A 2,245-nucleotide genomic window follows, 5' to 3' on the forward strand; every position below is an offset into this window, starting at 1 on the left:
CACCAGAAACCTTACTGAGGTCAAATCTTCATCTCAATCGGATTACTACTATAGCAAGGCTTATAATTTGAAAGGTGATAGGTGATAGGTGATTTAGTGAGTTGTAAATTCGAAGTTTGGTTCCGAATACCTGTTATTGAACATAGGGTATTAATTGTTCCGTTATGCAAATTCCCATATCGAATGAATCTCAAATAGTTAGGATTTAGTTGTTCGGAATAACCAAATATGTGAAACTCGCATCAAATAACCATCCCTAAATATTATAAGGATTTAATATGTCACAATTAGAAAAATTACCACTCGGAGAAAAAACACCTCTAGTACTCATCTTTGGCGGAATATTTTTATTCGCAGTATCAATTTTAAAGTGGATGACATCTGAAATTGAAGTGGACTGGCTATATAACTCATTTGAAAGTTTACTAGCCATTTATTTTGTCACTCTTGGGTTCAGATTACGTAAAAAGTACCGAAGTAATAACGAGTAAGTTTGAACTAAACGGAATTACCGGATATTTGAGCTTGTAGCGATGGTTTGCCGGTTGAAATTAAAATCCATCGAAATCATCGCACGATTCGAATTCATCTTTCATGGGGTGTTCTCTTTCCTACTAAGAATCATATTAACCACCTGATTTATATAGCATGAAGGGATGTTCTCTAATCCCAAACAGTATGTTGACCGAAACATATCAAATCACACCTAATATATTGATTTAACTATGATGTAGTAGTTGAACGGCCCGTTCTAACCACTTGATTTTGTTCCGTTATGGGAGCTTCTTTATTGATGATTTAATAATCTAAGTAGGCTCTCTGAAGTATTAATTTTCATCAGTCTTCTGACAAACTCTATTAATTCTCTACCTGTCATTTTATGTCATCCTGCCAACAAAACATGCTCCCTATCAAATATTAGTCAAGCCGTATTTTCCCGTATTGATGAACCAATTTTATTGATGTTCACCGGCGGAGAAGTCTCCCACCGCCTTCATGTTATTTAGCAATGTGTATTGTTGATTAGATGAGGGATTAAGTATGAGTATTCAAAATAATAAGCCTGATACACCATGCCCTTGTGACTGTGATCTTTTCGTGGTACCCAGTCGTAATTATGTAAAAGAATCTATTGAAGAACACGCCCAAAGCCGTAATCATCCCAATGCAACACTGCAAGATAAGGGATTTGTTGTCCTGAGCAATGATGTCGGTAGTGATAGTGAAACTATGGCGGCAACACCAAAAGCAGTGAAAGTGACGTATAATTTGGCTAATACAGCTAATCAGAATGCCAGTAATGCAAATGACAATGCCAATACTCGTTTAGCAAAAGATCGGAATGGAGCTGATATACCTGATAAAAAAGAGTTTGTTAAGAACCTTGGAATAGAGCCATTAATGGAAGGATTGTCTTTACCTGTCGGCGTTCCTGTTCCTTGGCCTACAGAAACACCGCCAGAAGGCTGGCTGCTATGTAACGGTAACTCGTTTGATACAGTCAGATATCCGAAACTTGCTCTTGCTTATCCCTCTGGTGTACTACCCGATTTGCGAGGGGAGTTTATTCGCGGCTGGGATAATGGGCGAGGAGCGGACGCTGGGCGACATCTGCTTTCTAATCAAGCGGCAGATATCGCGCCACATAGCCACAGAATTCAACGCATGTGGTCCAGCTCAACTGCTGGAGCCGAGAATTTAGGTACAGGGAACCGCATTTTCAATAGTGTCCACGAAAACACTAACTACGGAGCAGATCCCCGAGGATTGGGTATTGCTATAGGAATGGGTTCGGGTGGTTATGGTTACATGGATAATGCGGTTGCTAATTCAACAGGAACAGAAACCCGTCCTCGTAACATCGCATTCAATTACATTGTCAGAGCGGCTTAATTCTAACTAATACCTTTTAACTCGCTTCTATCCTTACTTTTACTACTCAAATTGGATAATTTTTTAGATCTCCAGACACGGACGTCTAAATGATACATTCCGTGAATACCACATACCCACAACCGCACATGCATGACATCAAAATACAAAGATTTGTCAGTATCCTGTCTTCATATTTCCAGCTCCATCATGAATGGCTTTACTCCGTGAACAGTCAGCCCCATATTAATCATCCACTCCTCAGCTTCCTTTCATTAAGCCTCACCAAACGGCAGGTTATATAGCTCTGCCGTTCCTTGTCTGCCTATAATTTGTGTAATTTTTATTGTTTCATTATTTGCATCATTAGTTT

The 2,245-nt window shown here is 39.2% G+C and carries 2 protein-coding genes; both read left to right on the top strand.

Annotation, left to right across the window (positions count from 1 at the left end; genetic code table 11):
* The first annotated feature begins 278 nt into the window (after positions 1–278).
* Positions 279–491, top strand: coding sequence for a hypothetical protein (locus Xhom_RS24690; protein ID WP_069317425.1), 213 nt, complete (start codon positions 279–281; stop codon positions 489–491).
* 550 nt (positions 492–1,041) lie between these two features.
* Positions 1,042–1,893: a phage tail protein gene (locus Xhom_RS24695; RefSeq protein ID WP_069316336.1), complete on the top strand. Its 852-nt coding sequence runs from the start codon at positions 1,042–1,044 to the stop codon at positions 1,891–1,893.
* Positions 1,894–2,245 lie beyond the last annotated feature (352 nt).

Origin of the sequence: Xenorhabdus hominickii (assembly GCF_002632725.1) — a bacterium.
Taxonomy (GTDB): domain Bacteria; phylum Pseudomonadota; class Gammaproteobacteria; order Enterobacterales; family Enterobacteriaceae; genus Xenorhabdus; species Xenorhabdus hominickii.